Source organism: Massilia niastensis DSM 21313, from assembly GCF_000382345.1.
GTDB classification, from domain to species: domain Bacteria; phylum Pseudomonadota; class Gammaproteobacteria; order Burkholderiales; family Burkholderiaceae_D; genus Telluria; species Telluria niastensis.
Window position 1 is genome coordinate 50,084 of record NZ_KB908082.1, and the last position, 23,878, is coordinate 73,961.

General features: G+C 65.7%; 21 protein-coding genes, 1 other RNA gene and 1 riboswitch. Of the genes, 15 read left to right on the forward strand and 7 right to left on the reverse strand.

Annotated features, from left to right (window positions below; genetic code table 11):
- The first annotated feature begins 74 nt into the window (after positions 1–74).
- The 3 genes from tssF (at position 75) to H162_RS30205 (ending at position 3,567) form a co-directional block, all read left to right on the forward strand.
- A complete protein-coding gene (gene tssF / locus H162_RS0105735; RefSeq protein WP_020652497.1) occupies positions 75–1,913 on the forward strand; it encodes a type VI secretion system baseplate subunit TssF in 1,839 nt (612 codons plus the stop codon).
- On the forward strand, positions 1,910–2,881 hold the full coding sequence (tssG, locus tag H162_RS0105740) for a type VI secretion system baseplate subunit TssG (protein ID WP_020652498.1): 972 nt from the start codon (positions 1,910–1,912) through the stop codon (positions 2,879–2,881). The genes tssF and tssG overlap by 4 nt, the downstream gene beginning before the upstream one ends.
- A gap of 92 nt (positions 2,882–2,973) precedes the next feature.
- On the forward strand, positions 2,974–3,567 hold the full coding sequence (locus tag H162_RS30205; protein WP_051109885.1) for a type 1 glutamine amidotransferase domain-containing protein: 594 nt from the start codon (positions 2,974–2,976) through the stop codon (positions 3,565–3,567).
- 43 nt (positions 3,568–3,610) lie between these two features.
- Here the strand turns inward: H162_RS30205 and H162_RS0105750 are convergent, their stop codons facing one another.
- The 3 genes from H162_RS0105750 to ssrA all read right to left on the reverse strand — a co-directional run bounded on the left by H162_RS0105750 (position 3,611) and on the right by ssrA (position 6,867).
- Positions 3,611–4,168 (reverse strand): manganese efflux pump MntP, encoded by a 558-nt coding sequence (locus tag H162_RS0105750; protein ID WP_020652500.1) that lies wholly within the window; start codon positions 4,166–4,168, stop codon positions 3,611–3,613.
- A 3-nt stretch (positions 4,169–4,171) separates the two neighbouring features.
- A riboswitch (yybP-ykoY riboswitch) is annotated at positions 4,172–4,339 on the reverse strand.
- A 39-nt stretch (positions 4,340–4,378) separates the two neighbouring features.
- Positions 4,379–6,211: a sulfatase-like hydrolase/transferase gene (locus H162_RS0105755; RefSeq protein ID WP_169444447.1), complete on the reverse strand. Its 1,833-nt coding sequence runs from the start codon at positions 6,209–6,211 to the stop codon at positions 4,379–4,381.
- Positions 6,212–6,510: 299 nt separating this feature from the next.
- Positions 6,511–6,867: a transfer-messenger RNA gene (gene ssrA / locus H162_RS33100) on the reverse strand.
- Between the two features lie 151 nt (positions 6,868–7,018).
- On the opposite strand from ssrA, the gene H162_RS0105760 reads away from it, so the two are divergent.
- A complete protein-coding gene (locus tag H162_RS0105760; protein ID WP_020652502.1) occupies positions 7,019–7,876 on the forward strand; it encodes a class I SAM-dependent methyltransferase in 858 nt (285 codons plus the stop codon).
- Between the two features lie 35 nt (positions 7,877–7,911).
- Here H162_RS0105760 and H162_RS35635 read toward each other — a convergent pair whose 3' ends face one another.
- The 4 genes from H162_RS35635 to ompA all read right to left on the reverse strand — a co-directional run bounded on the left by H162_RS35635 (position 7,912) and on the right by ompA (position 10,999).
- Complete coding sequence (locus H162_RS35635) at positions 7,912–8,565, reverse strand: glycine zipper 2TM domain-containing protein (RefSeq protein ID WP_020652503.1); 654 nt, start codon at positions 8,563–8,565, stop codon at positions 7,912–7,914.
- A 113-nt stretch (positions 8,566–8,678) separates the two neighbouring features.
- Positions 8,679–9,380, reverse strand: coding sequence for an HAD family hydrolase (locus H162_RS0105770; RefSeq protein WP_020652504.1), 702 nt, complete (start codon positions 9,378–9,380; stop codon positions 8,679–8,681).
- Between the two features lie 5 nt (positions 9,381–9,385).
- A complete protein-coding gene (ubiG, locus tag H162_RS0105775; protein ID WP_020652505.1) occupies positions 9,386–10,087 on the reverse strand; it encodes a bifunctional 2-polyprenyl-6-hydroxyphenol methylase/3-demethylubiquinol 3-O-methyltransferase UbiG in 702 nt (233 codons plus the stop codon).
- Positions 10,088–10,291: 204 nt separating this feature from the next.
- Positions 10,292–10,999, reverse strand: coding sequence for an outer membrane protein OmpA (gene ompA / locus H162_RS0105780; RefSeq protein ID WP_020652506.1), 708 nt, complete (start codon positions 10,997–10,999; stop codon positions 10,292–10,294).
- A 374-nt stretch (positions 11,000–11,373) separates the two neighbouring features.
- On the opposite strand from ompA, the gene gyrA reads away from it, so the two are divergent.
- The 11 genes from gyrA to H162_RS0105835 all read left to right on the forward strand — a co-directional run bounded on the left by gyrA (position 11,374) and on the right by H162_RS0105835 (position 23,852).
- Positions 11,374–13,989: a DNA gyrase subunit A gene (gene gyrA, locus H162_RS0105785; protein ID WP_026354278.1), complete on the forward strand. Its 2,616-nt coding sequence runs from the start codon at positions 11,374–11,376 to the stop codon at positions 13,987–13,989.
- Between the two features lie 81 nt (positions 13,990–14,070).
- Positions 14,071–14,616, forward strand: a complete 546-nt coding sequence (locus H162_RS0105790) for a DUF2059 domain-containing protein (RefSeq protein WP_020652508.1) — start codon at positions 14,071–14,073, stop codon at positions 14,614–14,616.
- A 19-nt stretch (positions 14,617–14,635) separates the two neighbouring features.
- Positions 14,636–15,724 carry a 3-phosphoserine/phosphohydroxythreonine transaminase gene (gene serC / locus H162_RS0105795; protein ID WP_020652509.1) on the forward strand — a complete coding sequence of 363 codons (1,089 nt, stop codon included), beginning with the start codon at positions 14,636–14,638 and terminating at the stop codon, positions 15,722–15,724.
- Positions 15,725–15,846: 122 nt separating this feature from the next.
- Positions 15,847–16,917 (forward strand): prephenate dehydratase, encoded by a 1,071-nt coding sequence (pheA, locus tag H162_RS0105800; protein ID WP_020652510.1) that lies wholly within the window; start codon positions 15,847–15,849, stop codon positions 16,915–16,917.
- Positions 16,918–16,939: 22 nt separating this feature from the next.
- The gene (gene hisC, locus H162_RS0105805; protein ID WP_020652511.1) at positions 16,940–18,043 is read left to right on the forward strand and encodes a histidinol-phosphate transaminase; all 1,104 of its coding nucleotides are present in this window, start codon (positions 16,940–16,942) and stop codon (positions 18,041–18,043) included.
- Complete coding sequence (locus H162_RS30210; protein ID WP_020652512.1) at positions 18,043–18,948, forward strand: prephenate dehydrogenase; 906 nt, start codon at positions 18,043–18,045, stop codon at positions 18,946–18,948. Before hisC ends, H162_RS30210 begins: the two co-directional genes overlap by 1 nt.
- Complete coding sequence (aroA, locus tag H162_RS0105815) at positions 18,945–20,276, forward strand: 3-phosphoshikimate 1-carboxyvinyltransferase (RefSeq protein WP_020652513.1); 1,332 nt, start codon at positions 18,945–18,947, stop codon at positions 20,274–20,276. Before H162_RS30210 ends, aroA begins: the two co-directional genes overlap by 4 nt.
- A gap of 49 nt (positions 20,277–20,325) precedes the next feature.
- Positions 20,326–20,988 carry a (d)CMP kinase gene (gene cmk / locus H162_RS0105820; protein WP_026354279.1) on the forward strand — a complete coding sequence of 221 codons (663 nt, stop codon included), beginning with the start codon at positions 20,326–20,328 and terminating at the stop codon, positions 20,986–20,988.
- A gap of 375 nt (positions 20,989–21,363) precedes the next feature.
- Entirely contained in the window at positions 21,364–23,040 is a 1,677-nt protein-coding gene (gene rpsA, locus H162_RS0105825) for a 30S ribosomal protein S1 (protein WP_020652515.1), read from the forward strand.
- 21 nt (positions 23,041–23,061) lie between these two features.
- The gene (locus H162_RS0105830) at positions 23,062–23,367 is read left to right on the forward strand and encodes an integration host factor subunit beta (RefSeq protein WP_020652516.1); all 306 of its coding nucleotides are present in this window, start codon (positions 23,062–23,064) and stop codon (positions 23,365–23,367) included.
- 179 nt (positions 23,368–23,546) lie between these two features.
- Positions 23,547–23,852 (forward strand): LapA family protein, encoded by a 306-nt coding sequence (locus H162_RS0105835; RefSeq protein ID WP_020652517.1) that lies wholly within the window; start codon positions 23,547–23,549, stop codon positions 23,850–23,852.
- The last annotated feature ends 26 nt before the right edge of the window (positions 23,853–23,878 follow it).

Consider the following 23,878-nt stretch of genomic DNA (forward strand, 5'->3'; position numbering starts at 1 on the left):
ATCCTTTGCGCCACCGCAAGACCTGCCGCGCCGATCTGCACGATGTTAAGACAGTCAGCACGGGAGGAGCAGCAATGGAAGAGCTATTGCCCTACTACGAGCGCGAACTGGTCTACCTGAACACGGTGGGCCGCGAACTGGCCCGGCACTATCCGAAGCTGGCGGCGGAACTGGGGCTGGGCGCGGAGGGCGGCGAAGACCCGCATGTGCGGCGGCTGATCCAGGCGTGCGCGCTGCTCAACGCCCGCACCGCGAAGAAGCTCGACGACGACTATCCCGAGCTGACCGAGGCGCTGCTCGGCAGCCTGTACCCGCATTTCCTGCACGGCATCCCTTCCTGTTCGATCGCGCGCGTGGATCCCGGCGGCGACCCCGGCGCGCGCAGCCTGAAGCCGGAGCAGGTGCAGGTGGTCCCGCGCGGGACCGAGATGATGTCGCTGAACGCGAAGGGGCCGCCGTGCCGCTTCCGCACCACGAGCGCGCTGGCGCTCGCCCCGCTGGCGGTCACGCGGGCCTGCTTCGATCCGGTGGCGCATGCCCCGCCCGGCGTGCGCCTGCCGCCGCGGGCCGGCAGCCGCATCAGCGTGACCGTGGACAGCGCGATGCCGGCGCGCATGCTGCACCAGCTGGGCCTGCCGCGCCTGCGCCTGTACGTCGACGGCGACAGCCTGCTGTGCGCCGCGCTGCTCGACTGCCTGTTCCTGCAGGTGGCCGACACCTGGCTCGAGGCCGAGGCCGGGCAGCCGTGGCGGCGCCTGGACCGTCTTCCGCTGTCCCTGGGCGGGCTGGAGCCGGATGAAGCGCTGGCGCCCTGCCATCCGCACGAGCACCCGGCCTACCGCCTGCTGAGCGAGTATTTCGCGTTCCCGGACAAATTCCATTTCATCGACATCGACCTGGCCCAACTGGCCGCGGCGCTGCCGGCGGGCGCGCACCGCTTCACCCTGCATTTCATCCTCACCGGCATGCATGCCGATGCCGGCCAGGCGCGCATCCTCAAGGCGCTCTCCGGCGCCAACCTCGCGCCCGGCTGCGCGCCGGTGGTGAACCTGTTCGGGCATCCGGCCAGTCCGGTGCGCATCACGCAGCGCGCCAGCATGTACGACGTCGTTCCCGGCAAGCACGAGGAAGGCATCGAGGTCTACAGCATCGACAGCGTGCACGTGCTCAGGTCCGTCGACGGCAGGGCGTCCAGCATCGAGTACCGCCCCTATTACGGCCTGCGCCACGGGGAGGGCGGGGGACCCGGCCGGCGCTACTGGTTCGCGCGCAGGGACGAACGCGGCGACCGGCGCCACCGCATGAAGATCGCCTTCACCGACGACGAGCTGTCGCTGGCCGGCGACGAGGCCTGCGTCGCGTCGATCGGGCTGACCTGCAGCAACGGACTGCATGCCTGCGCGCTCAAGCATGGCGCACCCGGCGGCGACCTGACGACCGAGACCGCCACCAACGGCCTGCCGATCCGGCTCCTGCGCCGGCCGTCGGCGCCGCTGCGCTTTTCCCAGCGCGGCGGCGCCCACTGGCGCCTGGTGACGCAGCTGGCGCTGAACCAGCGCTCGCTGGCCGACCTCGACGCCTTCCGCGAAACCCTGGCGCTCTACGACCCGGCGCGCTCGGCCGCGTCGCAGCGCCAGATCGCCGGCGTCACCGCCCTGGCCGCCAGGCCGGCCACCGCATGGCTGCGCAACCGCTACGGCGCCAGCCTGGTGCATGGCGTGGAGCTCAGGATGACGGTGGATGAGGACGCCTTCGCCGGCAGCAGCCTGGCCGTGTTCGCGCAGGTGGTCAGCCGCTTCTTCGGCCTGTACGTGCACCTGAACAGCTTCACCCGGCTGGTGCTGGTGTCGGGCCAGGGCGACAAGGAGTTGCTGCGATGCGAGCCCCGCAACGGCAGCCTGGCGCTGGTGTGATCGCGGATCTGCTGCGCGCGCCCCAGCGCTACGAATTCTTCCAGGCCGTGCACCTGCTGGTGCGCTGGCTCGGCCGCCAGGGCGTCGCACCCGAGCGCGCCTTGGGCGGCGCCATCCGTTTCCGCAACAGCCTGGCGCTGGGCTTTCCCGCGAGCGAGCTGGCAGACATCGTGCCCATCCCGGGGACGGAAGCGGATGGGCTGGCCGGGTTCGAGGTCCAGCCATTGCTGATGGGGCTGCTCGGCGTGAGCGGCGCCTTGCCGCTGCACTACACCGAACGGATTGCCGCCTGGCTGGCCGAGACCGGGGACGAGGGGCCACGCGCCTTCCTCGACATGTTCTCGAGCCGCCAGCTGGCCCTGTTCTACCGCGCCTGGAGCAAGTACCGCGTGCGCCTGCCCGCGGAGGACGGCCAGGACCGCCTGCTGCCGCTGCTGCTGGCGATCGCCGGCGTCAGCACCGGCGACGCCGGCGCCCCCGCGCCGGCCTGCCTGGCGCGCTACGCCGCGCAGCTGGGCAGCCGCGTCGTGCCCGGGCACATGGTGGCCGGCGTGCTGGCCGCCTACTTCGGCATTCCCGTGGCCGTCGAGCAGTTCACGGGGCGCTGGGATGTGCTCGCGCCGGAACAGCGCACGCGCCTGGCGCTGGGCAATTGTGTGCTGGGCGAGGGCGCCACCGTGGGCGCGCGCCTGCTGCGGCCGGAGCTGGGCATCCGAATCCGGCTGGGCCCGCTCGGCAGCCGGGACGTCGAACGCTTCCTGCCGGGCGCGGACGGCGCGCGCGCGCTGGCGGCCCTGCTCGGCCGGTTCGCGCTCGACCTGCCCTGCCGCGAATTGCAGCTGGTGCTGCGGTGCGACGACGTCGACGGCGTCAGCCTCGACGGGACGGCGCGCCTGGGCTGGGACGGGTTTCTCTGCACCCGGGCCAACCGGCGCGACCGCGACGATGTCTGCTACCTGCTCGGCTGACCGGCCGCGCCAGGCTGGCCATGCGCGCGCCGTGCCTCAGGCGGCAGTCCTACAATCGATCTGGACAAACCAGGTCGACTCGAGGAGGTCATATGGAACAGGTCAGTGGTCGGGCATTGGAAGGCGTGCGCGTGGCGGTGCTGATGACCGATGGTGTGGAGCAAGTGGAATACACGGGGCCGCGCGGCTTCCTCGAGCAGCAGGGGGCGAAGGTGACGCTCGTGTCTCCGAAGCGGGCTGGCGAGGAAGTCCAGGGCGTCAACCACGGCACGCCGGGTGACAGGTTCAGGGTCGAGATGAACGTGAGCGATGCGCGGCCAAACGATTTCGCTGCGCTGGTGCTGCCGGGCGGCGAGACCAATCCCGCCCAGCTACGCAAGAGCAGGGAAGCGATCGAGTTCATCAAGGCATTCGGCGACGAGGACAAGCCGATCGCGGCCATCTGCCACGGACCCCTGACCCTGATCGACGCCGGCATCGCCGAGTCGAAACATATGACGAGCTGGCCGGGCGCGAAGGACGAGCTGTGCAACGCGGGTGCGGAATGGACGGATGAGGAAGTCGTCGTCGATGGCAAGCTCATCACGAGTCGCAAGCCGGACGATATTCCAGCCTTTAACAATGCACTGCTGCAGGAACTGCTGGCGATCGAGGGAGTCGGGAGCGATCCGGGACCGACGTCCTGAGATCGTCGGCGGGCAGCCCGGCATGCCGGGCCGCCCATTCTGCTCAGTGCAGGTGCTCCCACAGGGTCAGGCAGCCGACCGCGATCAGGACCAGTCCGCCGAAAATCTCGGCGCGCTTGCCGACCACCGCGCCGATGCGGCGTCCGATCAGCAGGCCCAGCGTGACCATCGACAGGGTGGCGATGCCGATCGCGACCGCGGGCGCGACGATGCTCGAATCCGCGAAGGCCAGGCCGACGCCGACCACCAGCGCATCGATGCTGGTGGCAAAGCCCGTCAGCACCAGCAGCCAGAACGGCCGCTTCGCGATTTCCTCGGTGTCGTCGGGTGCGCCGCTGCCTTCGATGATCATGCGGATGCCCAGGCCACCCAGCAGGACGAAAGCGATCCAGTGATCCCAGTCCGCCACATACGAGGCGGCCATGCTGCCGAGCGCCCAGCCGATGACCGGCGTGATGCCTTCGATCAGGCCGAACAGCAGGCCGATGCGCAGGGCTTCAGGCAGGGGAACATGGTTGCGCCGGGCGCCCATCCCGATCGCGACAGCGAACGCGTCGGTGGACATGGCGAGGGCGAGGATGATGATGGCGGTGAGAGTCATGGTGGCTTTCCGATCGGGCACGAACAAAGGCATGCCGCGCGGCCCGATCGTCGCGCAAACATGCCAATGGTCTTGCCAACCAGAAGGCTTTCGCACCATGGCGTAGAACGCCAAGTATGTTGATGCGAAAACTTCCATAACGGAAGCAGGCTACTCCCCAAGGGCGCCGTTATGTTACCTCAGCATTTCTTGCCAGGCAAGAATAGCGGCTCAACGCTGTTGCATGGAAGTGGCATTGATCGATACGGTATCGAGTCCCGGCGCGCTCGCACGCCGTTGCAGCAATGCCTGCTGCAGTGCTTCCTGGCGCTGCAGGCGTTCGACGATCGCCGCCTTCGTCACCCCGGCCGTCAGCGGCTGGGCGTCGCTGAAATCGAACCGCGGACTGGTCCAGAGCATGCCCAGTTGCCGGTTATAGCTGTAGAAGGCCTGGCCGTCCCAGAGCCCGTCGCTGCCGCTGTACCAGGCGCCGCCGAAGTGCACGGTCCGCGACTGCGCCTTCGGCGACAGCATCGACATGCCCTGGGTTTCGATACCCCGCTGTCCATGCGCATACAGGCAGTGCAGTGTCGGCGAGATATCCAGATGCGTGGTCGGGTGGGGTAGCGCATGCGTCTTCCCCAGTTGTGGATCGTGGATGATCAAGGGGACGTGGTAGGACACGCTGTTCAGCACCTGGGTCGACAGGAAGCCGGCTTCCTTGCTGGTTCGCAAGCCGTGGTCGGCGGTGACGACGATGACCGTGTCCTGGTAGACGCCGGCGCGTTTCAGCGCGTCGACGATCCTGCCCAGGTCGCTGTCGAGCTTCCCCAGCCTGGAGGCGCCCTCGCGGTACAAGTCTTGTTTCGAGGCGCCGGCCGGCAGCCAGGGACCGTGCGAAATCTGGGGCAGGATGGCGTACACGAACGGTGTCGCGGCTTGCGCGGCCTGGGCGATGTGGCCGACCAGGCTGGAGAGGACGCGCTCGTCCTTCTCGGCCGTGGTCGCGCCGCGATCGGCGCTCACGACCTTGCCGCCGAGCTGGTGCACGACCCAGTCATCGACGGGATAGCGCCTGGTGATCGGATCGAAGACCTTCAGCTCATACCCTTCGTCCACCAGCGACCTGAATGCGCTCTTGAAGGGGTAATGCGCCTGCAGCGGCAGCGTTTTCTCGAGCCGGAACGAGGGGTACAGGCCGGTGAACAGCGAGAAGCGGGCATAGCTGGTGAACGGATAGGTCGAATAGTGTCGATGAGATACGTACGCCGACTTTTCCAGTTCCTTGAAGGTCGTCAGGCCGCTTGCGTATTTCGAGGTGAACAGATCGTAAGGGATCGTCTCCATGATAAATAGCACGACATTCGGGCGCCGCGGCTTGGCCGGCCGGGCCTCCTCGCACTGGTAATTCAGCCGGCTCGACGCCTGGGCGAGTTCGGGTCCCGCGACGCCTTCCTGTTCCGGCGCCACGAGTGCGCCCAGCATCTCGAGCGTGGTGGAGGCGTGGAAGGAGGTCACCGGGGACCTGTCCAGCGCCATGCCGCAGACGGCGGCCGCGGACAGCAGGGTGCACAGGACTGTGGCCGGGAGCGCCATATGCCTGCCCATGGAGAGCAGGGGCGAATGGCGAAACCAGTAGCTGGCCCAGGCGACCAGGAGAAGGAGGGCCAGGCGTCCCAGCGAACGCGGACTGACATAGTCGAACAAGGCGCCCGGCTGTTCGCGGACCCAGGTCCACATCGGCGCGAGATCGTCGAGCGACAGGAGCTTCCCGGTCGCGCCCAGCGCCTGGAGGTTCATGAACGACACCAGGATCAAGGCCAGGGACAAGGCCATGCTGGCGCGGGCCGCCGCGACGCGCCCGCAGAGCAGCCGCAGCAGCAGCAGCGCCGCCGGCACGATGGCGGCAAGCACGAGCAGGTCGAAGGCAAAGAAATGTAGGCGGGAAAGGGTGCCGAGCGCATGCTCGTCCAGCCCCGCAAGGCGCGCCACGATCCGGTAGCCGCCGTCGGTCATGATCTTGTACTTGACCGCCAGTACGCTGGCAGCCGCGAGTGCATACATGACGATCACGGGAGTGGCGCAAGATGCTTTCTTACCGGCTACGATATTTGGTTGCGCACTGGCGAGCATGATACCCAGCTATGATGGTTATAGAACAATCAAAATATATGTTTTCAGAAATTTAATATACAGAGGCCCTACATTATTGTCATGACAGAATGATGACATTGATGAAAAAACAACAATCAATTGTTGCTGGATTGAGCCGGGGGTGTGGGCCGACACCGTGGGAAGGGCTTGGAATGAGTCAGGCGGAAATGAAAAAGCCGCTGACGAATCAGCGGCTTTTTGGAATGCGGTGGTGGAGGCGGCGGGAATCGAACCCGCGTCCGCAAGCACTCTACAGACAGTTCTACATACTTAGCACTATCAATTAATTTAACCTGGACAACGGGGATGTGCACCCTTTGGACAAGCGAGTTACCTATTATTTAACAGTCGACTAAGTAACCCAGCCTACTGCGAGCCCCTGTAAATGACTCTACTGCCTTGCGGCCACCCCAGGGGCGAGGTGTTGTAGAGCTAGCAGCAATTAAGCTGCGAGTGCGTACGAGTTATCGTTTGCAGTTATTGATTTCTGGATGTATTTACGAGGTAACCAGCCCTCGGTATGCCCTGCGCTGCTTTGCAACCCACGTCGAAACCAGGTCGCCCCCAACGAGAGAACTGTCATTGTACCCCAAGCGCAAGGGAAGTACAGCGCTTTCGCTTAGAGCAAGCTTAATCCGCAAGCCCCAAAAAAAGCCACAATACTTGGCCAAAATGCAATATTCTATTGCGATCATGACGCAACGAAAGCAACCCGATATGGCGTGTATCGTATGTGGCAACACCAAGGTCGCAGGCCTCGAAGGATGGCATGCGACCTGTCCCGTATGCAGCTATGAAAGCGCCGCGCTGACCGACGCGATCAATGCCCACACGGGACCCGAAGTCAACGAAGCCGAGCGCGAAGCCGGCCTCAAGGCGCTGCGGCTGGAGAATTTCCGCGTCATCGTCCAGTACGCCCGGAAGCATGCGCCCCCGGCAGGCCGCCGCCTGCTCGACGTTGGCAGCGCCCATGGCTGGTTCCTGGAAACGGCGCGCGAACAGTTCGAGGTGCTGGGCGTGGAGCCGGATGCCGTGGTCGGGGGACGCGCCGCCGCGCGCGGCCTGCCTGTTCGATCGGGCTATTTCCCGGACGTGCTGGCCGACGGGGAGCGCTTCGATGTCATCGTGTTCAACGACGTCATCGAGCACATCCCGGATATCCGCTCCGCCCTCGGCGCCTGCCACGAGCGTCTCGACAGCGGCGGCATCCTGATCCTCAACCTGCCGAGCAGCAGCGGTTTCTTCTACCGCCTGTCCAAGCTGGTCGCGCGGCTCGGCTGGAAGGCGCCGTTCGACCGCCTGTGGCAGAAAGACCTGCCGTCGCCGCACGTGCACTACTTCAATCCGAGCAACCTGCGCCGGCTGGTCGCGGGGCAGGGCTTCGAACTGGTCGAGGCCGCCGAACTGCCGGCCCTGCGCGCCAAGGGCCTGCTGGAGCGCCTGCGCTGCGCCGGCAATGTGCCGCTGGTCTCGCTGTACGTCCAGTACGCCGCCATCCTGTGCGCCATTCCGGTGCTGCGCATGTTCCCGAGCGACATCATCGTCGGCGTATTCAGAAAAAAAGCCGCAGGCTGAACGGCCTGCGGCTTCCGACGAGGAGGGGGCTCGTCTTAACGGTTGCGGTTGGCGATTTCGTTGCCGATGATGCCGCCGCCGATCACGCCGGCGACCGTGGCCAGCTTCTTGCCGCTGCCGCCGCCGATCTGGTTGCCGATCAGGCCGCCGATCACGGCGCCGGTGCCGATGCCGACATAGTTCGGCTGGGCCGGTGCGGGCGCCGGAGCAGGCGCCGGCTGGTAGCGCGGCTCGTCATGGCTGGCCGGCTTCGGCGCGGCGTGCACCACACGGGTCTTCTCGATCACCTTCACGACCGGCTTTTCCTTGATGATCACCGTCGGTTGCGGCTGCGGCTGCGGCTGCGCCTGCACCAGCTGCTGGGCCTGCGGCTGCGCATACGCGGCCAGGACCGGCTGGGCGGCGACCATCGCCGGCGCCATCTGCGGCGCGCCCGGCGCGGCGGCCAGCGGCATCGCCACCTGGCCCGGCGCCAGGGCGAGCTGGGCGCCGTTCGGCGCGGTCACGCCGGCCTGCACGCCGTAGGGCGAGGCGGCCGCCAGCGCGGCGGCTTGCGGCTCAGGCGCGCTCTTCGACGAGGGCAGCAGACCGGTGATCGCGGCGGCGCCGGTCAGGCTGACGATGATCACCGAGGCGGCGGCGGCTGCCATCAGCGGGTGGATGCGGTTGAGGGTCTGCGTCGTTTCCATTTTTTCTGCTCCCGTGAGACGTTGTGTTGTCGTATGGGAGTAGATTAATGGCAGGCCCGACTCAGGGATAGACGATGGCCTGTATCAATCGTAAGGATGTGTAAGCGCCGGGCTCAGGCCGCGGCCTGGCGGGCCGCCTCGCCGATCGCGCGCAGCGTTTCCAGCAGGTGGCTCGGGGTGTCGAGCAGGTAGTCCGCGCCCCAGGTCGAGGGCTCGATGGCGCCGCAATAGCCCCAGGCGCAGGCGACCGTCACCATGCCGGCCGCGCGGCCGGCTTCGATGTCGCGCAGGTCGTCGCCCACGTACCAGCAGTGCTCGGGCGCGAGCCCGAGGCGGCGCGCGCCTTCCAGCAGCGGGGCGGGGTGGGGCTTGGAAAAGCCCGTGGTGTCGCCGGACACGATGCAGCCCGCGTGCGCCAGGCCGATCTGCGGCAGCAGCGGATCGGTGAAGCGCGCCGGCTTGTTGGTGACGATGCCCCAGGCCATGCCGGCCTGTTCGATCTCCAGCAACAGTTCGGCCACGCCCTCGAACAGGGTGGTGAGGTCGGACATCGCCGACTGGTAGCGGTCGAACCACTGCAGGCGCAGTTCCTCGTAGCCTTCGTCGCCCGGCGCCAGGCCGAAGGCGGCGCCGATCATGCCGCGCGCGCCGGCGGACGCGGTCGGTCGCAGCACTTCATAGGGCGTCGGCTCCAGGCCGCGCTGGGTGCGCAGCCAGTTGACGGCGGCGGCCAGGTCGGGCGCGGTGTCGGCCAGCGTGCCGTCGAGGTCGAACAGGATGGCACGCGGTGCCGGCATCATGGTAGGGAAGGTCATGGCATTCAAAGCGGTTTGCTGCACGCCACCATGTAGTTCACATCGGTGTCGTTGTTGAGCGAGTAGATCTTGGTGAGCGGATTGTAGGTCAGGCCCTTCATCCCGTCGACCTGCAGGCCGGCCTGGCGCACGTAGTGCGACAGTTCGGCCGGGGTGATGAACTTGCCGTAGTCGTGGGTGCCGCGCGGGAGCATGCGCAGGATGTACTCGGCGCCGATCACGGCGAACAGGTAGGACTTCGGATTGCGGTTCAGGGTCGAGAAGAACACGTGGCCGCCCGGCTTGACCAGGTCGGCCGCCGCCTGGACGATCGAGGCCGGGTCGGGAACGTGCTCCAGCATCTCCATGCAGGTCACCACGTCGAACTGGCCGGCTTCCTGCACCGCCATCTCTTCGGCCGCGATCAGCTTGTAGCGCACCTCGACGCCCGATTCCAGGCTGTGCAGGTCGGCGACCTTCAGCGCCTTCTTCGACAGGTCGATGCCGGTCACCCGCGCGCCCTTGCGCGCCATGGATTCGGACAGCACGCCGCCGCCGCAGCCGATGTCGATCACGTTCTTGCCCAGCAGCGGGGCGCGCGCGTTGATCCACTCCAGGCGCAGTGGGTTGATTTCATGCAGCGGACGGAATTCCGAGGTCGGATCCCACCAGCGGTGGGCCAGTTCGCTGAATTTCTGGATTTCTAAGGGGTCTGCATTGGTCGTCATAGCTCGGAATAATAACGGAAATGATCGGACGTAAAGGGTGTACGGTAGGAAAAATGTCGTTGCCTTGTTCAAGAGAACCCGGCTGTTCCCGCCTTCGCGGGGGAAGCGGGCGGCCGCAAGGATAGGCTGCCGCTTATTCGGCGCGAACGGCGCACGAACGAAAAAAAACCCCGCCGAAGCGGGGTCGCGGGCAGGGACTGCCGCTTATTTGTTGACGGTACGGGTACCGACGACTTCGATTTCCACGCGACGGTTCTTGGCGCGGCCGGCGGCGGACTTGTTGTCCGCTTCAGGCTGCTTCTCGCCCTTGCCTTCGGTGTAGATGCGGTTTTCTTCCAGGCCCTTGCCCTTCAGGTAGGACTTGACGGCTTCGGCGCGGCGGACCGACAGCTTCTGGTTGTAGGCGTCGGTGCCGACCGAGTCGGTGTGGCCGACGGCGATGATCACTTCCAGGTTCATGTCGCCCAGCTTCGAGGCCAGCTCGTCCAGCGATGCCTTGCCCGCAGGCTTCAGCACGGCCTTGTCGAAGTCGAAGAAGGCGTCAGCCGAGTAGCTCACCTTTTCCGAGGTCGGGACCGGCGCGACCACGACCGGGGCGACGGCTTCCGGAGCCGGCGGCGGCGGAGGCGGCGGCGGTGCGACGCACTTGCCGTTCTCGAGCTTCTCGGGCGGCACGCAGAGCGGCGCATCGCAGCCCGGCGCCGCGTCGGCCGGGGTCCAGTAACCGGTACGCCAGCACAGGCCGAAAGGATTGCGAGTAGTCACGCCGCGGCTGTCCTGCACATAGGCGCCGTAGGGCTTGGCGGTCTGGATGTCGGTGGTCAGTGGGGCATAGGGCGGCGCGCTTTGTGCAGCCGCATTGCCCGCGATCGCGGCGAATGCGACGAGCATGAGGGTGGCCAGTTTATTCATATTGTTTTCCTTTCGGTTGATTCCGTGTCGAGACGGACAGGCTCTATGTAGACAGGATACTAACATGGAGGCCGCGCAGTCCGTTTCGCATTGTGAAACGAGCAATTAACTTCCTGGCCATTTTGCCATATGCACCAAAATCGCACGAAGCACGCCCAAAAAACAGCAAGCATTATTTCCTCAGCGTTGTTTTATCGCAACATTCGAACAAGGCGCATTGCCCGACATCGACAATGCTGGAATTTTGGCATCATCCGATCCCGGGAGCGCACCAGCCGGGCCCGTCTGCGGAATTGCGCTGCTGCTATGACGCGCGTGGTAGAATCGTCCGTTGGAATTCATAACCATAGCCTGAAGAGCAGTCGACCCGCCCAATGGATCAATTCGCAAAAGAAACAGTCCCCATTTCCCTCGAAGAAGAGATGCGCAAGAGCTACCTCGATTACGCCATGAGCGTGATCGTGGGCCGAGCCCTGCCGGATGTGCGTGACGGCCTGAAACCGGTGCATCGTCGCGTGCTGTACTCCATGCACGAGAGCAATTACGTACACAACCGTCCGTACGTGAAGTGTGCGCGCGTGGTCGGCGACACCATGGGTAAGTACCACCCGCACGGCGACGCGTCGATCTACGACACCCTGGTCCGCATGGCCCAGGATTTCTCGCTGCGCTACACCCTGGTGGACGGACAGGGCAACTTCGGTTCGATCGACGGCGACAGCGCCGCGGCGATGCGTTACACCGAGTGCCGCCTGGACAAGATCGCGAGCGAGATCCTGGCCGACATCGACAAGGATACGGTCGACTTCCAGCCGAACTACGACGGCAAGGAAAAAGAACCGACCGTCCTGCCGACCCGCATTCCCAACCTGCTGATCAATGGTTCGTCGGGCATCGCGGTCGGCATGGCCACCAACATCCCGCCGCACAACCTGTCCGAGATCCTGCACGGCGCGCTGCACGTGCTGCGCAACCCGGAATGCACGATCGACGAACTGATCGAGCTGATCCCGGCGCCGGACTTCCCGACCGCCGGCATCATCTACGGCGTCTCGGGCGTGCGCGACGGCTACCGCACCGGCCGCGGCCGCGTGGTGATGCGCGCCAAGACCCACTTCGAGGAATACGGCAAGGATGGCGGCCGCACCGCGATCATCGTCGACGAGCTGCCCTACCAGGTCAACAAGAAATCGCTGCTCGAGCGGATCGCCGAGAACGTGCGCGACAAGAAGCTGGAAGGCATTTCCGACATCCGCGACGAGTCCGACAAGTCGGGCATGCGCGTGGTCATCGAGCTCAAGCGCGGTGAAGTGCCGGAAGTGGTGCTGAACAACCTGTACAAGCAGACCCAGCTGCAAGACACCTTCGGCATGAACATGGTGGCGCTGGTCAACGGCCAGCCGAAGCTGCTGAACCTGAAGCAGATGCTGGAGTGCTTCCTCTCGCACCGCCGCGAGGTCGTCACCCGCCGCACCGTGTTCGAACTGCGCAAGGCGCGCGACCGCGGCCACATGCTGGAAGGCCTGGCGGTGGCGCTGGCCAACATCGACGATTTCATCGCGATCATCAAGGCCGCGCCGACTCCGCCGGTCGCGAAGACCGAGCTGATGGCGCGTTCCTGGGATTCGTCCCTGGTGCGCGAGATGCTCAGCCGCACCGAGACCGGCGCGGCGGGCGGCATCGAAGCCTTCCGTCCGGAGCACCTGCCGAAGCACTACGGCATGCAGTCGACCGGCCTGTACAAGCTGTCCGACGAGCAGGCCCAGGAAATCCTGCAGATGCGCCTGCAGCGCCTGACCGGCCTGGAGCAGGACAAGATCGTCAACGAGTACAAGGAAGTGATGGCCCACATCGCCGACCTGCTCGACATCCTGGCGCGCCCGGAGCGCGTGACCACCATCATCGTCGATGAAATGGATGCGATCCGGCTCGAGTACGTCGTGAACGGCAAGGACACCCGCCGTTCGACCATCGAGCACAACGCCAGCGACCTCGAGACCGAAGACCTGATCACCCCGCAGGACATGGTGGTGACCCTGTCGCACTCGGGCTACATGAAGGCCCAGCCGGTGTCCGAATACCGCGCCCAGAAGCGCGGCGGCCGCGGCAAGCAGGCGATGGCGACCAAGGAAGACGACTGGATCGACCAGCTGTTCATCGCCAACACCCACGACTACATCCTGTGCTTCTCGAACCGCGGCCGGATGTACTGGCTGAAGGTGTGGGAAGTGCCGCAGGGCTCGCGCAACTCGCGCGGCAAGCCGATCGTCAACATGTTCCCGCTGCAGGACAACGAGAAGATCACCGTGGTGCTGCCGCTGTCGGGCGAGAACCGCACCTTCCCCGAAGACCACTACGTCTTCATGGCGACCTCGCTGGGCACGGTCAAGAAGACCCCGCTGCGCGACTTCAGCAACCCGCGCAAGGCCGGCATCATCGCGGTCGACCTGGACGAGGGCGACGTGCTGGTGGGCGCCGCCCTGACCGACGGCAAGCACGACGTGATGCTGTTCTCCGACGGCGGCAAGGCGGTGCGCTTCGACGAGAACGACGTGCGCCCGATGGGCCGCACGGCGCGCGGCGTGCGCGGCATGAACCTGGAAGAGGGCCAGCAGGTCATCGCCCTGCTGGTGGCCGAGAACGAGCAGCAGACGGTGCTGACCGCGACCGAGAACGGCTACGGCAAGCGCACCCCGATCCTTGAATACACCCGCCATGGCCGCGGCACCAAGGGCATGATCGCGATCCAGACCACCGAGCGCAATGGCAAGGTGGTGGCCGCGACCCTGGTCGACGAGACCGACGAGATCATGCTGATCACGACCGGCGGCGTGCTGATCCGCACCCGCGTGGCCGAGATCCGCGAGATGGGCCGTGCGACCCAGGGCGTGACCCTGATCGCGGTCGAGGATGGCACCAAGCTGTCCGGCCTGCAGCGCATCGTCGAGACCGACCTCGAGGAAGTCGAGCTGGAGCCGGCGCCGGAGTAATTCCGCCGCCACGCCGCCGGCCCAGCCAGGCCGGCGGCGCTTGATGTCCCACCGGCTCATTCCACCCGCCTGGAAATATCGATGAAAAAGCTCTTCGCCGCCCTGACCGCCGCCGCCGCCTTCGCCGGCCTGCCTTCGCTGGCCGCCGCCGCGCCTGCCGATCCTCAGGCCACCGAAGCCGTCAAGGCCATGCTGGACGCCATGCAGGTGCGCCAGATGATGGCCTCGTCCTTCGTCGAGATGGAAAAGACGATGCCGGCGGTGATGCGCGCGCAGGTGGTCGGCGTGATCGAGGCCGATCCGACCCTGAGCCCCGCGAAGAAGCAGGAAGCGCTGGCCAGGGCCGAGAAGATGCTCCCCGGCGTCGCCCAGGCGGTGAGCCGGGTGTTCCGCGATCCGGCCCTGGTCGACGAGATGCTCGCCGAGATGGTGCCGCTGTACGCGAAGCATTTCACCACCGCCGAGATCCGGGAGCTGACGGCCTTCTACGGCACGCCACTGGGCCGCAAGATGATGGCGACGATGCCGAAGCTGTCGGCCGAAAGCATGGCGCTGAGCCAGAAGCTCGTCACGCCGCGGCTCGGCAAGCTGATGCAGGACGTCATGAAAGACGCACAACAACCTTAACCGCCCTCGAAAGGACCGCATGACCAAGATCTTCAATTTCTCCGCCGGTCCGGCCGTACTGCCCAGGGAAGTGCTGCAGCAGGCCGCCGACGAGATGCTCGACTGGCACGGCAGCGGCATGTCGGTCATGGAGATGAGCCACCGCGGTCCGGAATTCATCTCCATCCACAAGCAGGCGGTCGCCGACCTGCGCGAACTGCTGGCGATCCCGTCCAACTACAAGATCCTGTTCCAGCAGGGCGGGGGCCTGGGCCAGAACGCGGTGATCCCGCTGAACCTGGCCGGCCGCCGCCCCCAGCCGGCCACCATCGACTACATCCATACCGGCTCGTGGTCGGGCAAGTCGATCAAGGAAGGCGCGCGCTATGCGCGCGTCAACGTGGCCGCATCGAGCGAAGCGAACGGCTTCACTTCGGTGCCGCCGCAGGAATCCTGGAAGCTCAGCAAGGACGCGGCCTACCTCCACATCTGCACCAACGAGACCATCGACGGCGTCGAGTACGACTTCGCGCCCGCGATCGACCCGGACGTGCCGCTGGTGGCCGACATGTCCTCGCACATCCTGTCGCGCAACATCGACGTGTCGAAGTACGGCGTGATCTTCGCCGGCGCGCAGAAGAACATCGGCCCGGCCGGCCTGACCCTGGTGATCGTGCGCGACGACCTGCTCGACCACGCGCTCCCGGCCTGCCCGTCGGCCTTCCACTGGAAGACCGTGGCCGAGCACGACTCGATGTTCAATACGCCGCCGACCTACGCGATCTACATCGCGGGGCTGGTGTTCGCCTGGCTCAAGAAGCAGGGCGGGATCGCGGCGATGGAACAGCGCAATATCGAAAAAGCGCGCCTGCTGTACCAGGCGCTGGACGCCGACGATTTCTACAGCAATCGCGTGGCGCCCGCGTACCGTTCGCGCATGAACGTGCCGTTCTACCTGCGCGACGAATCCCTGAACGAGAAATTCCTGGCCGGCGCGAAGGCGCGCGGGCTGCTGCAACTGAAGGGCCACAAGTCCGTCGGCGGCATGCGGGCATCGATCTACAACGCGATGCCGATCGAGGGTGTGCAGGCACTCGTCGATTATTTGAACGAGTTCGCCGGACGTTGATCGCGTCCGTGTGACACGAACGCCGGCTGAACGCGTGGGCAGCTCGGAAATCAGTTCGCTGGACTGATTTCCCCCACGCGTCCAACGCACGCGCGAACAAATCGACCTTGATTAGCATAACGATGACAGACAAACTCAAACCCCTGCGCGAACAGATCGATGCGATCGATGCGCAAATCCTCGAACTCCTGAGCCGCCGCGGCCAGGTTGCGGAACAGGTCGGCCACGTGAAGGCCGAGACCAATGCGCCGGTGTTCCGCCCCGAACGCGAAGCCCAGGTGCTGCGCGGCGTGGCCGAGCGCAACCCGGGCCCGCTCAAGGACCGCGACGTCCAGACCATCTTCCGCGAGATCATGTCGTCCTGCCGCGCGCTGGAAAAGCGCGTCACGGTCGCCTATCTCGGGCCGTCGGGCACCTTCAGCGAGCAGGCCGTGTTCCAGCAGTTCGGCAGCGCCATCGAGACCCTGCCGTGCGTGTCGATCGACGAGGTGTTCCGCGCCACCGAGGCCGGCACCGCCGACTTCGGCGTGGTCCCGGTCGAGAACTCGTCCGAAGGCGCGATCAACCGCACCCTCGACCTGCTGCTCGCCACCACGACCAGCATCAGCGGCGAAGTGTCGATCGCGGTCCACCACAGCCTGATGACGAAAACCGGTTCGATGGACGGCGTCACCGTGGTGTGCGCCCACTCGCAGGCGCTGGCCCAGTGCCAGGCCTGGCTCAACCAGCATCACCCGAAGATCGAGCGGCGCGCCGTGGCCTCGAACGCCGAGGCGGCCGTGCTGGCCAGCCAGGACCCGACGGTCGCGGCGATCGCCAGCGAGATGGCGGGCGAGCAGTACCAGCTCGGCGTGGTGCAGGCGCACATCCAGGACGATCCGCACAACCGCACCCGCTTCGTCGTCATCGGCCACCACCAGACCGGGCCTTCGGGCCGCGACCACACCGCGCTGGTGCTGGCCGTGCCGAACAAGGCGGGCGCCGTCTACAACCTGCTGGCGCCGCTGGCCAGGCACGACGTGTCGATGACCCGCTTCGAGTCGCGCCCGGCGCGCATCGGCACCTGGGAATACTACTTCTACGTCGATATCGAGGGGCATGTGCATGACGCGGCGGTCGCGCGCGCGCTCGAGGAGCTGAAAGACAACGCCGCTTTCTTCAAGGTGCTGGGTTCCTACCCGCAAAGCCTTTAAATATAGCCACAGAGAGAATCACATGTCGAAATTCGGACCAGAATACGTTCGCGCCATCGCCCCCTACCAGGCCGGCAAGCCCATCGCCGAAGTCGCCCGCGAGTTCGGGCTCGACGAAGCGGCCATCGTCAAGCTCGCGTCCAACGAGAACCCGTTCGGCCTGCCGGAATCGAGCCGCCAGGCGATGGCGGCGGCCGCCGCCGACCTGGGCCGCTACCCCGACGCCAACGGCTTCGAGCTGAAGGCCGCGCTGGCGGCGCGCTACGACGTGCCGGCCGAATGGATCACCCTGGGCAACGGCAGCAACGACATCCTGGAGATCGCCGCCAAGGCCTTCGTCCAGAAGGGCGAGGCGGTGGTGTATTCGCAGTACTCGTTCGCGGTCTATGCGCTGGCCACCCAGGGCCTGGGCGCACGCGCGATCGTGGTGCCGGCGGTCGACCACGGCCACGACCTGGAGGCGATGGCCGCCGCCATCGACGCCGACACCCGCCTGGTGTTCATCGCCAACCCGAACAACCCGACCGGCACCTTCATCCCGGCCGCGCAGATCGAGGCCTTCCTGCAGAAAGTGCCGGAACACGTGATCGTGGTGCTGGACGAGGCCTACAACGAATACCTGGCGCCGGAACACCAGTTCGAATCGAGCCAGTGGGTGCGCAAGCACCGCAACCTGATCGTCTCGCGCACCTTCTCCAAGGCCTACGGCCTGGCCGGTCTGCGCGTCGGTTTCGCGATCGCGCAGCCGGAAGTGACCGACCTGATGAACCGCGTCCGCCAGCCCTTCAACGTCAATTCGCTGGCCCAGGCGGCCGCGATCGCCGCGCTGAACGACAAGGAATTCCTGGAAAAGGGCGCCCGCAACAACGCCGAAGGCTACCGGCAGCTGACCGCCGCCTTCGACGAACTGGGCCTGCAGTACGTGCCTTCGTTCGGCAACTTCGTGCTGGTCAGGGTCGGCGACGACGACCAGGCGGGCGCGCGCGTCAACCTGGCGCTGCTGAAGCAGGGCGTGATCGTGCGCCCGGTCGGCAACTACGGCCTGCCGCAGTGGCTGCGCATCTCGATCGGCCTGCCGGAAGAGAACGCGGCCTTCATCGCGGCGCTCAAGCGGGCGCTGGGCTGATGCTGAACAAGGTCGTCATCATCGGCGTCGGCCTGATCGGCGGCTCGTTCGCCCTGGGCCTGAAGCACGCCGGAGCCGTGCGCCAGGTGGTCGGCATCGGCCGCGATCCGCGCACCATGGCGCGGGCGCTCGAGCTGGGCATCGTCGACGCGATCGCCGCGTCCTGCCAGGAAGCCCTGCAGGGCGCCGACCTGGTGCTGCTGGCCGCGCCGGTGGCCCAGACCGGCCGCATCCTGGAAGGCCTGCTGCCCTGGCTGGAGCAGGGCACCGTCGTGACGGATGCCGGCAGCACCAAGTGCGACGTGGTGGCTGCGGCCCGCGCCGCGCTCGGAGGGAAGGTGGCCCAGTTCGTGCCGGGCCACCCGATCGCCGGCAGCGAATCGAACGGTCCGGATGCCGCCATGCCCGGCCTGTACCGCAACAAGAAGGTGGTGCTGGCGCCGCTGCCGGAAAACGCCGCGGCTGACGTGGCGCGGGTGGCGGACGCCTGGCGCGCCTGCGGGGCGCTGATCCATACCCTGAGCCCGGAAGACCACGACCGCGTGTTCGCGGCCGTCAGCCACCTGCCGCACCTGCTGGCCTACGCGCTGGTGGACGACATCGCCGCCAAGCCGCACGCCGACCTGCTGTTCCAGTACGCCGCCAGCGGTTTCCGCGACTTCACCCGGATCGCCGGCTCCTCGCCCGAGATGTGGCGCGACATCAGCCTGGCCAACCGGGCGGCGCTGCTTACCGAGCTGGATGCATATCTGGCACAATTGACTACCTTGCGCGCCAGGCTGGCCGCTGCCGACGGCGCCGGACTGGAAGCCGTCTACGCCAATGCCCAGCGCGCGCGGCGCGAGTGGATCGAGGCGATCGAAGCCGGATCCCCGCCACCGCCGCTTAACCAGGATTGCAAATGACGCAGCAAAAACATTATCCGCAGCACATCGATCTCGAGCCGGTGCTCCGCACCGAGGGGACGGTGCGCCTGCCGGGCTCCAAGAGCATCTCGAACCGCACCCTGCTGCTGGCCGCGCTGGCGGAGGGCCCGACCACGATCCACGACCTGCTGGCCTCCGACGACACCATGGTGATGCTGGGCGCGCTGCGCTCGCTGGGCATCAAGTGGGACGAAGTGGATGAGCGCACCGTGATCGTCCACGGCAACGGCGGCGTGCTGCCGGTGCACCAGGCCGACCTGTTCATGGGCAATGCCGGCACCGCGATCCGTCCGCTGACGGCCGCGCTGGCCGTGATCGGCGGCGACTACACCCTGCATGGCGTGGCGCGCATGCACGAGCGCCCGATCGGCGACCTGGTCGACGCGCTGAACGCGGTCGGCGCCCAGATCGAGTACACGGGCGAGCAGGGCTTCCCGCCGCTGCGCATCCGCCGCGGCCACATCCATGCCAGCCGCATCGCCGTGCGCGGCAACGTGTCGAGCCAGTTCCTGACCGCGCTCCTGATGGCCGCGCCGCTGATGGCCAAGGACCACGCGGTGGCGATCGACGTGGTGGGCGAGCTGATTTCCAAGCCCTACATCGAGATCACCCTGAACCTGATGCGCCGCTTCGGCGTGACGGTCGAGCAGAACGGCTGGCAGTCGTTCACCGTGCATCCGGGCCAGCACTACCGCAGCCCGGGCACCATCCACGTCGAGGGCGACGCCTCGTCGGCCTCCTACTTCCTGGCGGCGGGCGCGATCGCCGGCGGCCCGGTGCGGGTCGAAGGAGTGGGGGAGAACAGCATCCAGGGCGACGTGCGCTTCGCCGACGCGCTCGAGCGCATGGGCGCCATCATCACGCGCGGCGAGAACTGGATCGAGGCGCGCTCGAACGGCGTGCTGAAGGCCATCGACGCCGATTTCAACCATATCCCCGACGCGGCGATGACGATCGCGGTGGCCGCGCTGTACGCCGACGGCCCCAGCACCCTGCGCAACATCGCCAGCTGGCGCGTCAAGGAAACCGACCGCCTGGCCGCCATGGCGACCGAGCTGCGCAAGGTCGGCGCCGAGGTGGAAGAGGGCCCGGATTACCTGCGCATCACGCCGCCCGAGCAGCTCAAGCCGGCCACCATCGACACCTACGACGACCACCGGATGGCCATGTGCTTCTCGCTGGCCTCGCTCGACGGCGAGGCGCGGCGCGGCAACGCGATGCGCATCAACGACCCGAAATGCGTGGCGAAGACCTTCCCGGACTACTTCGAGGCCTTCGCCGGCATCGCCCGCAACGAACTTTTTTAACCAAGCGGACGGCCTGACCACGTCGCCGCCCGCGTCCAATCGACGACCTATGCCCCACTCCAACGTTCCAGTGATCACCATCGACGGCCCTACCGCTTCCGGCAAGGGCACGGTGGCAGCCAAGGTGGCCGAACGGCTGAGCTTTCACCTGCTCGACTCGGGCGCGCTGTACCGCCTGACGGCGCTGCAGGCGATGCGCCGCGGGACCGAGCTGCGCGACGAACACGGCATCGCCAAGCTGGCCGAGCACCTGCCGGCGCGCTTTGTCGGCGGCGATATCTTCCTCGCCACCGAGAACGTCACGCATGCGATCCGGGCGGAGGAGGTGGGCAATATGGCATCGAAGATCGCCGCGCTGCCGACCGTGCGCCAGGCCCTGTTCTCGCTCCAGCTGGGCTTCCGCGAGGCGCCGGGACTGGTCGCCGACGGCCGCGACATGGGCACGGTCATCTTCCCTGGGGCCAAGTTAAAAGTGTTTCTTACGGCAAGTGTTGAGGCGCGCGCGCAGCGCCGGTATAAGCAATTGATTGACAAAGGATTTTCTGCTAATATGGACGATCTGCTGGCGGATTTGCAGTCCCGCGACGCACGCGATACCAACCGCGCCGTCGCCCCGCTGGTCCCGGCAGAGGATGCGCACATCCTGGATACCTCCGACATGAACGCCGCCGAGGCGATCGAACAGGTGCTCCAGTGGTATGCGCATACATAAAACAAGACTTTGAATGGCGTGTGGTCTGCGTCGGGTAGCCTGTCAGCAGCTTGACCGGCTTTCGTTCGTTGACCTCGCAACGTCATTCCCGCGCAGGCGGACATCCAGGTTCGGTGCGTCATTGTTGGCTCGAGTCATCGCCGCGTGATCGCAAGCAAACCGGGATCCCCGCCTTCGCGGGGGTGACGGTCTCGAGATTGCTTCCCTGTATCGAGGGTAGCGGTGTCGGAACCGTCATCCTTTGGTGCCTGCAGCGGCATTCCGCTGTCGCAGGCGTGTTTCAACCTAACCCAGTTCAGTCCGCAATATCGACGGCCTGCTGGCTAACATGAAATAAACTCTTTTATGTCTACTGCAACTACCGAAGTAACCGGCATGGAAAGCTTCGCAGCCCTCTTCGAGGAATCGCTGTCGCGTCAAGATATGCGCTCGGGCGAAGTCATTTCGGCTGAAGTCGTGCGCCTGGATCACAACTTCGTGATCGTCAACGCCGGCCTGAAATCGGAAGCTTTCATCCCTATCGACGAATTCAAGAACGACCAGGGCGAACTGGAAGTCAAAGTAGGCGACTTCGTTTCCGTGGCGATCGAATCGCTGGAGAACGGCTTCGGCGACACCATCCTGTCGCGCGACAAGGCGAAGCGCCTGGCATCGTGGCTGGCTCTGGAAAAAGCAATGGAATCCGGTGAAATCGTCACCGGTACCGTGAACGGTAAAGTCAAAGGCGGCCTGACCGTCCTGACCAACGGCATCCGCGCATTCCTGCCGGGTTCGCTGGTCGACACCCGTCCGGTCAAGGACACCACCCCGTTCGAAGGCAAGACCCTCGAATTCAAGGTTATCAAGCTGGACCGCAAGCGTAACAACGTCGTGCTGTCGCGTCGCGCCGTCATCGAAGCATCGATGGGCGAAGAGCGTGCGAAGCTGATGGAAACGCTGAAGGAAGGCACCGTCGTCACCGGCGTCGTCAAGAACATCACCGACTACGGTGCGTTCGTCGACCTGGGCGGCATCGACGGCCTGCTGCACATCACCGACCTGGCATGGCGTCGCGTGCGTCACCCGTCGGAAGTCCTGTCGGTTGGCCAGGAGATCACCGCCAAGGTCCTCAAGTACGATCAGGAAAAGAACCGCGTCTCGCTGGGCGTCAAGCAGCTGGGCGACGATCCGTGGACCGGTCTGTCGCGTCGCTACCCGCAAGGCACCCGCCTGTTCGGCAAGGTCACCAACCTGACCGACTACGGCGCGTTCGTGGAAGTCGAGCAGGGCATCGAAGGCCTGGTGCACGTCTCGGAAATGGACTGGACCAACAAGAACGTGGCTCCGAACAAGGTTGTCCAGCTGGGCGACGAAGTCGAAGTCATGGTTCTCGAGATCGACGAAGAGCGTCGCCGTATCTCGCTGGGCATGAAGCAGTGCAAGGCCAATCCTTGGGACGACTTCGGCATGACCCACAAGAAGGGCGACAAGGTCAAGGGTTCGATCAAGTCGATCACCGACTTCGGCGTGTTCATCGGCCTGCCGGGCAACATCGACGGCCTGGTGCACCTGTCGGACCTGTCCTGGACCGAAGCCGGCGAAGAAGCCGTGCGTCGCTTCAAGAAGGGCGACGAGCTGGAAGCCGTCGTGCTGGCGATCGACGTCGAGCGCGAGCGTGTCTCGCTGGGCGTGAAGCAGCTGGAAGGCGACCCGTTCAACACCTTCGCGTCGCTGAACGACAAGGGTTCGCTGGTCACCGGCACCGTGAAATCGGTTGAGCCGAAAGGCGCCGTGATCGGCCTGACCGAAGAAGTCGAAGGCTACCTGCGCGCTTCGGAAATCTCGCGTGACCGCGTGGAAGACGCTGGCACCCACCTGAAAGTGGGCGACAAGGTCGAGGCACTGGTCATCAACATCGATCGCAAGGCTCGCAGCATCCAGCTGTCGATCAAGGCGAAAGACAGCGCTGATACCCACGAAGCCATGCAGAAACTGCAATCCGACAACAGCGCAGCATCGGGCACCACCAGCCTGGGCGCACTGCTGAAGGCCAAGTTCGACAACAAGGGCTAATCCTTTTCCTGAGGCGACCAGATGACCAAGTCCGAGCTGATCAACCGACTGGCTGAGCGTTATTCGCAGCTGGTGGCGAAGGATGCGGAGTTTGCAGTCAAGACCATCCTCGATGCGATGACCAACGCCCTGGCGACCGGGCAGCGCATCGAGATCCGTGGTTTCGGCAGCTTCGCGCTGAACAGCCGGCCCCCGCGCATCGGACGCAATCCGAAGTCCGGCGACAAGGTGATGGTGCCCGAAAAACGGGTGCCCCACTTCAAGCCGGGCAAGCAGTTGCGCGAGCGGGTGGACGCGATGGTCGGGCAACCGATCATTAACGACTGAGTTGTCAGGGTCGTCTGCCAGGAGCAGGCAAGAAACGGCGTCCGTGAGGATGCCGTTTTTTTTCGTGCTTACTGTGCGTGAAATAGCGCACCTCCCGCAGAGCAACCCCAGCCATTTTGAAATATCATGGCGAATATGCGACACTTCGCCCTTATGCCACCCACCAGCGGAACCTGCTGATGAAATTCGTCTCGACCATCGCCGGCGTCATCCTGTTCATCCTGTTCTTCGGCTTCGCGCTGAAGAACACGCAGGAAGTCGACCTGCATTTCTTCCTCGACTATGAACTGCGCGGTCCGCTCGTGCTGATGCTGCTGGCCTTCTTCGTGGCCGGCGCGGCGCTCGGCATCCTGGCGCTGACGCCGGCCCTGTTCCGCCAGCGCCGCCAGACCTCGCAGCACAAGAACACCATCCAGGCACTGCAAAGCGCGGCCGGCACCGGTAACGCACCGCCGCCGCCCGACAGCGTCAACCCGGCGCGCTGAACGGCGCCACCACGACAATAAGAATC

Excerpts from the sequence above, each read along its gene's own strand:
- tssF (WP_020652497.1), top strand. The coding sequence starts at position 75 with ATGGAAGAGCTATTGCCCTACTACGAGCGCGAACTGGTCTACCTGAAC.
- H162_RS30205 (WP_051109885.1), top strand. The coding sequence starts at position 2,974 with ATGGAACAGGTCAGTGGTCGGGCATTGGAAGGCGTGCGCGTGGCGGTG.
- H162_RS0105750 (WP_020652500.1), bottom strand. The coding sequence starts at position 4,168 with ATGACTCTCACCGCCATCATCATCCTCGCCCTCGCCATGTCCACCGAC.
- H162_RS0105755 (WP_169444447.1), bottom strand. The coding sequence starts at position 6,211 with ATGTATGCACTCGCGGCTGCCAGCGTACTGGCGGTCAAGTACAAGATC.
- H162_RS0105760 (WP_020652502.1), top strand. The coding sequence starts at position 7,019 with ATGGCGTGTATCGTATGTGGCAACACCAAGGTCGCAGGCCTCGAAGGA.
- H162_RS35635 (WP_020652503.1), bottom strand. The coding sequence starts at position 8,565 with ATGGAAACGACGCAGACCCTCAACCGCATCCACCCGCTGATGGCAGCC.
- H162_RS0105770 (WP_020652504.1), bottom strand. The coding sequence starts at position 9,380 with ATGACCTTCCCTACCATGATGCCGGCACCGCGTGCCATCCTGTTCGAC.
- ubiG (WP_020652505.1), bottom strand. The coding sequence starts at position 10,087 with ATGACGACCAATGCAGACCCCTTAGAAATCCAGAAATTCAGCGAACTG.
- ompA (WP_020652506.1), bottom strand. The coding sequence starts at position 10,999 with ATGAATAAACTGGCCACCCTCATGCTCGTCGCATTCGCCGCGATCGCG.
- gyrA (WP_026354278.1), top strand. The coding sequence starts at position 11,374 with ATGGATCAATTCGCAAAAGAAACAGTCCCCATTTCCCTCGAAGAAGAG.
- H162_RS0105790 (WP_020652508.1), top strand. The coding sequence starts at position 14,071 with ATGAAAAAGCTCTTCGCCGCCCTGACCGCCGCCGCCGCCTTCGCCGGC.
- serC (WP_020652509.1), top strand. The coding sequence starts at position 14,636 with ATGACCAAGATCTTCAATTTCTCCGCCGGTCCGGCCGTACTGCCCAGG.
- pheA (WP_020652510.1), top strand. The coding sequence starts at position 15,847 with ATGACAGACAAACTCAAACCCCTGCGCGAACAGATCGATGCGATCGAT.
- hisC (WP_020652511.1), top strand. The coding sequence starts at position 16,940 with ATGTCGAAATTCGGACCAGAATACGTTCGCGCCATCGCCCCCTACCAG.
- H162_RS30210 (WP_020652512.1), top strand. The coding sequence starts at position 18,043 with ATGCTGAACAAGGTCGTCATCATCGGCGTCGGCCTGATCGGCGGCTCG.
- aroA (WP_020652513.1), top strand. The coding sequence starts at position 18,945 with ATGACGCAGCAAAAACATTATCCGCAGCACATCGATCTCGAGCCGGTG.
- cmk (WP_026354279.1), top strand. The coding sequence starts at position 20,326 with ATGCCCCACTCCAACGTTCCAGTGATCACCATCGACGGCCCTACCGCT.
- rpsA (WP_020652515.1), top strand. The coding sequence starts at position 21,364 with ATGGAAAGCTTCGCAGCCCTCTTCGAGGAATCGCTGTCGCGTCAAGAT.
- H162_RS0105830 (WP_020652516.1), top strand. The coding sequence starts at position 23,062 with ATGACCAAGTCCGAGCTGATCAACCGACTGGCTGAGCGTTATTCGCAG.
- H162_RS0105835 (WP_020652517.1), top strand. The coding sequence starts at position 23,547 with ATGAAATTCGTCTCGACCATCGCCGGCGTCATCCTGTTCATCCTGTTC.